Origin of the sequence: Pseudonocardia xishanensis, assembly GCF_039541715.1 — a bacterium.
Taxonomy (GTDB): domain Bacteria; phylum Actinomycetota; class Actinomycetes; order Mycobacteriales; family Pseudonocardiaceae; genus Pseudonocardia; species Pseudonocardia xishanensis.
Genome location: NZ_BAABGT010000049.1, coordinates 41,552 through 49,395, shown reverse-complemented (window position 1 = coordinate 49,395; position 7,844 = coordinate 41,552). Strand labels below are relative to the sequence as shown.

Sequence of the window (7,844 nt, the reverse complement as noted above, 5' to 3'; positions counted from 1 at the left end):
ACGGCGCCACGGCCGAGGTCCGGGCGAAGGTCCGCCGCGACGGCTCGCTCGGCACCCTGAACTCCGCGATGGCGATCCCGCTGGTCCTGGTGCTCACCGAGCTGGCCCACAACGCGCTGGCCCACGGCTACGACCCGGGCCAGGCGGGGGAGGTCGTGGTGCGGGCGACCCGCAGCGCCTCGGCGTTGGAGGTCACCGTGGCGGACGACGGCCGCGGGATGCCGGAGGGCTTCGACGTGGACAGGGCCAAGGGGCTGGGCCTGCAGATCGTGCGCACGCTCCTCACGGAGCTGGAGTCCACGATCGTCCTGCGACCCCGCCCGGGCGGCGGAACCGAGGCCCTTATCACGGTCCCGATGGCGGCGCGATAGCCTTGGGGCGTGACCGTCGATCCCGGTGCCGTGGTCGCGCCGGTGCCGTGGTCCTCGGTCACAGGATCCGGGCGATGCGGTGACATCCCCGGAACCACAGAAGAGCGGGCCCGTCGCCGATGGCGTTCGGCTTCGGGCCCGCTCTTCGGGGGTTGCTGCTAGTGGATCTCAGGCGGTGCGGGCGCGGGTGCGGGAGTTGCGGCGCTTCAGGGCGCGGCGCTCGTCCTCACTCATCCCGCCCCAGACGCCGGCGTCCTGGCCACTCTCGAGGGCCCACGCGAGGCACTCGGTGACGACGGGACAACGACGGCAGACGGTCTTCGCCTCGGCGATCTGCAGGAGGGCCGGACCGGAGGTCCCCACCGGGAAGAACAGCTCCGGGTCCTCGTCGCGGCAGATAGCGCGGTGACGCCAATCCATGATGGTCCTACTCCTCGTGATGGCGATCGGGGTTCGCGCCGATCGCACGGCTGTGTAACACGGTGGTTCCGCGCTTGTGAATGATTTCACGAGCGCCGTCGCTCTTCAAGGGACAAGGTCCAGCCGGGTGAGGAGCCTCACCCACACTCCGCAACGACGCTCGACACTTTCGGTTACCGCATCGATACATCCTCACGAAGAGCGACGAATGTCCCTGCCCGTCGGTTCCGGGGGTTACCCCGTCCTCGGCGGACCATGCGGGGTTTTCAGGCCCCGCCGGTGTCCCTCGATCTCGTAGGACCTACCTTGGATCACGACTTCGCAGGATGCGAGCCCCTGGCTGCCCGACGGTCAGCGAGCATCGGTGAATGGCCGGCACGTGTCACTCGGCCGAGTGAGAGTGCCGCCCGGGATGCGACGAGGGGCGCCTTCCGCACGACGACTGTGAGTGTCCGGTCAGACCACGACGCGTAACGCCCCCGGGACGGACACGAACTCGACGTCCGTCCGCGCCCCGAGGTGGTCCCCGTCGAGCTGCAGGGCCAGTGGTTCCGCCGAGCGGATCCGGATGGAGGGAACGGCGTCCTGGCGCACGATGTTCCGCCCGTGCGGGTCCCCGTCCGGCGAGAGGATGTGCCGCAGGGTCCGCGAGACCGTGGCCAGGCCCAGGTGGCGCAGCCCGAACAGGGCCAGCCCCGCGCCGAACGTGGCGCCCGGGTTGGTGCGCACCGCCTTGCCGGACAGGTAGGTCCAGGGGTCGGTGTTGCTCACGAAGGCGAGCCGGATGTCCTCCAGCGGCGCCGCGCCGGGGATCTCGATGGTCATCGACGCCGGGTTCCGGCGCTGGCGCAGGTACTCGCCGACCGCCGTGCCCGCGTAGCGCAGCGGGCTGGCCTCCCGCCCGGAGGCCCGCTGCCGCTCGACGGCGGCGACCACCGCGGCGTCCCACCCCATCCCGGCGTTGAAGGTGAACCAGCGGTCGTCCGCCCGCCCGAGCCCGACGAGCCTGCTGCTGCGCCGCTCCAGCGCCGCCAGGATCGCTCCGGTGGCCTCCACCGGGTCCCGGGGCATGCCCAGGGCGCGGGCGAAGACGTTCGCCGAGCCGCCGGGCACCACGGCCAGCGCGGGTCGCTCGGGGTCGCTGCCGTCCGGCCGCAGCGGGCCGGTGGCCTCGCGGTCGACCAGCATCCCGTTGACGACCTCGTTGACGGTCCCGTCCCCGCCGAGGGTGATCACGAGCTCGATGCCCGCCGCGCAGGCCGCGGCCGTGGCCTCGGCCGCGTGGCCGCGGTAGCGGGTCTCCAGCACGTCCAGCTTGAGCTCGCTGGCGAGGGCGTGGGTCAGCACGTCCCGCCCCGCCGGGGTCGTCGACGTCGCCCGGGGGTTGACGACGAGCAGCGCGCGCACGACCCGAGCGTAGCCCGGCGCCTATCCTGGGCGCCGTGACGTCCACCCCTCCCGTCCAGGTCCGCGCCGCCGCCGTGCTGGTGGGCGTCGAGGCGCTGCTGGGTGTGGTCACCGCGGTGCTCTACGTGTTCTTCACCGGCCGCGGGATCGGCACCCGGCTGGTCGAGGCCTCCTACTTCGCCCTCATCGGCGCGGCGCTCGCGGCGGTGGCGGTGCTGCTCTACCGCGGCCGCCACGGCGCCCGGACGCCGGCGATCGTCACGCAGCTGCTGCTCATCCCGATGATCTACAACTCGTTGAGCACCGGGGACCTCGTCGTCGGGTTCGTCGCCCTGTTCTTCGTGGTCGGCACGTTCCTGCTGCTGATCAGCGAGCCCTCGCGGCGCTGGGTCCTCGGCGCCGACGAGGAGTCACGCTCCGAGTGAGCGCAGGGGGGCCCCGGTGAGCCGGAAGGTGGTCCACTCGTCCATCCCGACCGCGCCGAGCGCGCGGTAGAAGCCGATCGAGGGCTCGTTCCAGTCGAGGACGGACCACTCCAGCCGGGCGTACCCCCGCGCCACGCACTCCTGGGCGAGCGCGGCGAGCAGGGCGCGGCCCAGCCCCGAGCCGCGGTGCGCGGGCTGGACGTAGAGGTCCTCGAGGTAGATCCCGTGCACGCCCTCCCAGGTGGAGAAGTTCAGCAACCACAGCGCGCAGCCGACGACCACGCCGTCGACCTCCGCCACGTGTCCGAACAGCGCGGGGCCGTCCCGGAAGAGCGCGGTGTGCAGCTGCTCCTCGCGGAGCCCGCACTGATCCAGCGCCTTCTCGTACTCCGCCAGCTCCCGCACCAGCCCGACGACGGCGGGGACGTCCCCGGGCCGGACGCGCCTGACCGTCACGACGGCACCACCAGGTTGACGGCGTCCAGCCGCGGCACCCCGCGCTCGTCCCCGAGCACCGCCCAGGCGGCCGGGTCCATCGCGACGTGCACCCCGCCCTCGGCGGGCAGCCCCATCCAGCGCGCGATCAGCACGCGGGAGAAGTGGCCGTGCCCCACGAGCACGACGTCCCCGTCCGGCAGCACGGCGCGGACGTCCGCGAGCACCGCGTCCGCCCGCGCGCCGACCTGGGCCGCGCCCTCGCCGTGCGGGCACGGCCGGGTCCACACCGTCCAGTCCGGCACGGTCTCGCGGATCTGCGGGGTGGTGAGGCCCTCGTAGTCGCCGTAGTCCCACTCGTGCAGCCGGTCGTCGATCGCGTCGACCTGCAGGCCCGCCAGCGTCGCGGTGTCCTGGGCGCGCCGCCGCGGGCTCGACAGCACGCGCGCCGGCGGGGGCGACCCGCGGCGCAGCGCCGCCAGGGTCGGCGCGGCGGCGGCGGCCAGCTCCCGACCCCGCTCGGTCAGCGGGATGTCGGTGCGGCCGGTGTGCTTTCCGGTGGCGGACCATTCGGTCTCGCCGTGCCGGAGGAGGAAGACTCGTCCCACGTCTCGGACCCTAGTGGGGCCGGTCGGCCCTGGCCCGCCGTCAGTACAGCGCGGTACGATCCGATCACCATCGGTGAGCGGGGGGAGTGACTCGTGCTCGATCGCGTCGTGATCGCCCTCCTCCAGGCCGGATGTCGCGCCATGTGGGGCTTCTCCCCGCGGATGATCCCGCACATCGTCGCCGCGCTCGGGGCGGGCGGCGCGCTCCGGTGGTTCGCCGCCAACATGCCCCGCTACCTGGTCTCGATGCGCGTCCTCGGCGGCCAGCGGGTGCACCTCGCGGGCACCGTGATCTCCCTGCACAACGGCTGCCTCTACTGCGCCTACGGCCACGGCTACGCCCTGGAGCTGCTCTACCTGCGGGACCGGGACCGGCTGTTCCCGCTGGACGCGCGGGCCCTGGAGTCCTGGCTCGGGCTCCCGCCGCGGGAGCTGGGCGCCCGGATCCAGGAGGTGCTGCGCTCCGCGGGGATGCACGCCGAGGCGGTCTGGGCGGACACCGCGCTCGCGCTGGTGCGCGGCGAGCAGGCGCCGGTCGACGCCGCCGAGCACAGGCTCGCGCACCTGGTCCGGATGTTCGGCACGATGAACCGGATCGCGGTCGCCGCGGGGTGCCACGAGCCGGACGAGGCGCAGAACCCGGTCAACAAGGACGCCGCCGTCAAACGGCGCAACGCGGCGCTGCGCGCCACCGCCGTCTGACGGGCCGCCACCCGCCGTACCCCGGTCTGATGAACCTCTGTGGGCGGGCCCCCACCGGGCCGCTACCCTTCCGTCTCGTGGCCGCCCCTCGTTCACCGCGATGACGACCGGGAGCGTGCGCCCCGAGGAGACCGCCGACCTCGCCGCCCGGCTCGATCTCGCCCGGCGCAGCGTCGCCGACCTGGGGATCGACCCGGACGTCTTCGTCCCGCGCTTCTACCGCACCCTGTTCGGCTACGCCCCGGGCCTGCGGTCGCTCTTCCCGCTGTCGATGACTACGCAGCACTCGCGGTTCGGCCGGGCGCTCGTGCACGTGGTGAGCCATCTGGACGAGCCGGAGTCGCTGATCGGCTTCCTCGCGCAGCTCGGCCGGGACCACCGCAAGTTCGACGTCCGCGAGGAGCACTACGCCGTCGTCGGGCGGGCACTGGTGGCCGCGCTCGCCGAGACCGCGGGGGAGGCCTGGACGGCCGAGCTCGCCGAGGCCTGGGAGCACACCTACGGGTTCCTCGCGGGCGCGATGCAGGCCGGGGCACGCAGCGACGCCGGGCCCGCCTGGTGGGGTGCCACGGTGGTGGCACACGAGCGGGTCGACCGGGACCTCGCCGTCGTGCGGGTGCGGACGGACGAGCCGCTGGTCCACCGGGCCGGGCAGTACGTGGCCGTCGAGACCCCGCAGCACCCGCGGCTGTGGCGGTCGCTGTCCCCGGCCCGCGCGCCGGAGCGGGGCGGCGAGCTGGAGTTCCACGTCCGCGCGGTCGGCTACGGCAGCGTGAGCCGCGGGATCGTGGCCTCCGCCCGCGCCGGTGACCGCTGGCGGATCGGGCCGCCGATGGGGGCGCTGGACCGCGCCGTCGTCCCCGGCCGGGAGCTGCTGCTGATCGGCGGCGGCACCGGGATCAGCCCGCTGCAGGCGATTCTCGAGCAGATCGAGCGCGAGGGCGGGCGGCGCGAGCGGGCCGTCGTGTTCTACGGCGCCCGGGACTGGGACTCGCTGCACGCGCTGGACGGGCTGCGCCGGATGAGCTACCGCAACCCCTGGCTGGACGTGGTGCCCGTGGTGGAGGAGGCGCCCGCGGTGCCGGGCCCGCTCGTCGGCACCCTGGCCGAGGCGGTCACCGGCTTCGGGGCCTGGGCGGACTGCGAGATCCTGGTCTCCGGCTCCCCGGCGATGCTCACCAGCACGGTGCGTGCGCTCCGCGTGGCGGGGGCGGCGCCGGAGCAGATCCACTACGACCCCTTCGTCACCGACTGACCGCCGGGAGCCTGCGGATGCGACTACGGTCGGGTCCGTGATCTCCGCGCTCACCGACCGAGCCCTCGGCCTCGAGCCGGGCCGGGTCCGGTACACCCGCACCACGGTCCGCACCCCGATGCCCGACGGGGTCTCCCTCGTCGGCGACCTCTACCGGCCGGAGGGGGAGACGGGGCCGCTGCCGGTGGTGCTGATCCGGCTGCCCTACTCGCGGCGGGCCATGGGGCACCCACTGTTCGCGAGCCCGCTCGCCCGGCAGGGCTTCCAGGTGCTGCTGCAGTCCACCCGCGGCAGCTTCGGCTCGGGCGGACAGTTCCGGCCCTTCCGACACGAGCGCACGGACGGCCTGGCCACGGTGGCCTGGGTGCGCGAGCAGCCCTGGTGCGACGGCCGGATCGGCACCACCGGGGGCAGCTACCTGGGCCACACGCAGTGGGTGATCGCCGGCCACACGGACGTCGTCGCGGCGGGGCTGCACATCACCGCCTCACGGATGACGGACACGTTCTACCCGGGTGGCGCCCCGACCCTGCTCAACGCGCTGAGCTGGTCGGCGAGCATCGGGAACCAGGAGACGGACATCCCGCTGCTGCCGCACCCCGTCCGGAACCGGCGCAAGGCGGCGGCGCTGAAGCGGATGCCGCTCGAAGCACTGGACCTGGACGTCGCGGGCGGGCCCGTCGGTTTCTGGCGGGACTTCACCGGCCACGGCGCACCGGACGACCCGTTCTGGGAGGCGACCTACGCCGAGCGCAGCCGCGCCGTCCCGCCGACGTCGATGGTCACCGGCTGGTGGGACCTGTTCGTCGCGGCCCAGATGCGGGACTTCCGGGCGCTGCGCGAGTCCGGGGTGGACGCGCGGATCGTCGTCGGGCCGTGGCTGCACGGCGCGGTCGACGAGCTGCGCGAGATCCTGCGCACCGACATCCCGTTCCTGGACCACCACCTGCGGGGCGGACCCGCGCCGGACGGTGCGCGGGTGCGGCTGTTCCTGCAGCAGGCCGAGCAGTGGCTGGAGTTCGAGGAGTGGCCGCCGCCTGCGACCCCGCACGTGCTGGACCTCGGCGAGCTGGCCGGGACCCCCTCGTCGACGTTCGTGTTCGATCCCGCGGACCCCACGCCCGCGATCGGCGGCCCGCTGCTGCAGAAGCCCGCGGAGCAGGCGGACCAGCGGCCGGTCGAGACCCGGCCGGACGTGCTGGTCTTCACCGGGCCGGCGCTGGCGACGGACCTGGACGTGGTCGGGCCGGTGTCGGCGACGGTGCACGTCCGTCCGTCGCTGGAGCACGCGGACGTCTACGTGCGGGTCTGCGACGTCGGCGAGCGCGGTGTGTCCCGCAACGTCGTCGACGGGATCCGCAGGCTGGACCCGCGGACCGTGCCCGCGAAGGACGTGACGGTCGACGCGGACGGGGTGTACGCCGTCGAGATCGAGCTGTTCCCCACGGCGTACCGGTTCCGGGCAGGCCACCGGATCCGGGTACAGGTCGCGGGCGGGGCGTTCCCCCGGTTCGCGCGCAACACCGGCACGGCGGACCCGCTGGGGACCGCGACCACCGGACTGAGGTGCACCACGGAGGTGCTGCACTCGGCCGAGTACCCGTCGTCGGTGACGTTGCCGGTGCTGTGACCGACCTGGACGCGGTGCTCGACGCCGTCGGGCCCCGGCTGCGCGCCCTGCGCGCCGCCCGAGGTGCCACCTTGGCGCAGGTCAGCGGGGAGACCGGGATCTCGGAGAGCACGCTGTCCCGGCTCGAGGGCGGTGGCCGCAAGCCGACCCTGGAGCTGCTGCTGCCGCTGGCCCGGGCCTACGGCGTGGCGCTGGACGAGCTCGTCGGCGCCCCGGAGACCGGGGACCCGCGGGTCCGGTTCAAGCCCGTGCACCGCGGCGGGCGTACGTACGTCCCGCTGTCCCGGCGCCCCGGCGGGGTCCAGGCGTTCAAGATGATCGTGCCCCCGGCGGGCGAGCCGGAGCCGCAGGTGCACGAGGGCTACGAGTGGCTCTACGTGCTGGAGGGCAGGCTCCGGCTGGTCCTCGGCGACCGCGACCTGGAGCTCGCCCCCGGCGAGGCGGCGGAGTTCGACACCCGGGTGCCGCACTGGTTCGGCGCCGCCGACCCCCGCCCCGTCGAGCTGCTGGTGCTGTTCGGCAAGCAGGGCGAACGCGCCCATCTGAAGGCGCGCGCGACAGGTTAGACGGGGCAGTGCTCGTCCACGGTCT

At 74.0% G+C, this 7,844-nt stretch carries 10 protein-coding genes; 6 read left to right on the top strand and 4 right to left on the bottom strand.

Annotated elements, in window-relative coordinates; genetic code table 11:
* A partial coding sequence (locus ABD993_RS18875; RefSeq protein ID WP_345419882.1) for an ATP-binding protein occupies positions 1-371 on the top strand: 371 nt, incomplete at its 5' end.
* A gap of 168 nt (positions 372-539) precedes the next feature.
* Here ABD993_RS18875 and ABD993_RS18870 read toward each other — a convergent pair.
* The gene (locus tag ABD993_RS18870) at positions 540-791 is read right to left on the bottom strand and encodes a WhiB family transcriptional regulator (RefSeq protein WP_345419879.1); all 252 of its coding nucleotides are present in this window, start codon (positions 789-791) and stop codon (positions 540-542) included.
* 456 nt (positions 792-1,247) lie between these two features.
* Positions 1,248-2,198, bottom strand: coding sequence for a diacylglycerol/lipid kinase family protein (locus tag ABD993_RS18865; protein ID WP_345419876.1), 951 nt, complete (start codon positions 2,196-2,198; stop codon positions 1,248-1,250).
* A 35-nt stretch (positions 2,199-2,233) separates the two neighbouring features.
* On the opposite strand from ABD993_RS18865, the gene ABD993_RS18860 reads away from it, so the two are divergent.
* Positions 2,234-2,623: a hypothetical protein gene (locus ABD993_RS18860; protein WP_345419873.1), complete on the top strand. Its 390-nt coding sequence runs from the start codon at positions 2,234-2,236 to the stop codon at positions 2,621-2,623.
* Here the strand turns inward: ABD993_RS18860 and ABD993_RS18855 are convergent.
* Positions 2,609-3,079: a GNAT family N-acetyltransferase gene (locus ABD993_RS18855; protein WP_345419870.1), complete on the bottom strand. Its 471-nt coding sequence runs from the start codon at positions 3,077-3,079 to the stop codon at positions 2,609-2,611. The genes ABD993_RS18860 and ABD993_RS18855 overlap by 15 nt on opposite strands.
* Positions 3,076-3,666 carry an acid phosphatase gene (locus ABD993_RS18850; protein WP_345419867.1) on the bottom strand — a complete coding sequence of 197 codons (591 nt, stop codon included), beginning with the start codon at positions 3,664-3,666 and terminating at the stop codon, positions 3,076-3,078. Before ABD993_RS18850 ends, ABD993_RS18855 begins: the two co-directional genes overlap by 4 nt.
* Positions 3,667-3,759: 93 nt before the next feature.
* Here ABD993_RS18850 and ABD993_RS18845 point away from each other — a divergent pair, with 93 nt between their 5' ends.
* From ABD993_RS18845 to ABD993_RS18830, 4 genes are all read left to right on the top strand, one after another.
* Entirely contained in the window at positions 3,760-4,368 is a 609-nt protein-coding gene (locus tag ABD993_RS18845; RefSeq protein ID WP_345419864.1) for a carboxymuconolactone decarboxylase family protein, read from the top strand.
* 100 nt (positions 4,369-4,468) lie between these two features.
* On the top strand, positions 4,469-5,623 hold the full coding sequence (locus ABD993_RS18840) for a globin domain-containing protein (protein ID WP_345419861.1): 1,155 nt from the start codon (positions 4,469-4,471) through the stop codon (positions 5,621-5,623).
* Positions 5,624-5,660: 37 nt separating this feature from the next.
* Positions 5,661-7,253 (top strand): CocE/NonD family hydrolase, encoded by a 1,593-nt coding sequence (locus tag ABD993_RS18835; protein WP_345419858.1) that lies wholly within the window; start codon positions 5,661-5,663, stop codon positions 7,251-7,253.
* Positions 7,250-7,819 carry a helix-turn-helix domain-containing protein gene (locus tag ABD993_RS18830; RefSeq protein WP_345419855.1) on the top strand — a complete coding sequence of 190 codons (570 nt, stop codon included), beginning with the start codon at positions 7,250-7,252 and terminating at the stop codon, positions 7,817-7,819. The genes ABD993_RS18835 and ABD993_RS18830 overlap by 4 nt, the downstream gene beginning before the upstream one ends.
* Positions 7,820-7,844: the final 25 nt, after the last annotated feature.

Coding starts and splice junctions, on each gene's coding strand:
- ABD993_RS18870 (WP_345419879.1), bottom strand. CDS start 791: ATGGATTGGCGTCACCGCGCTATCTGCCGCGACGAGGACCCGGAGCTG.
- ABD993_RS18840 (WP_345419861.1), top strand. CDS start 4,469: ATGACGACCGGGAGCGTGCGCCCCGAGGAGACCGCCGACCTCGCCGCC.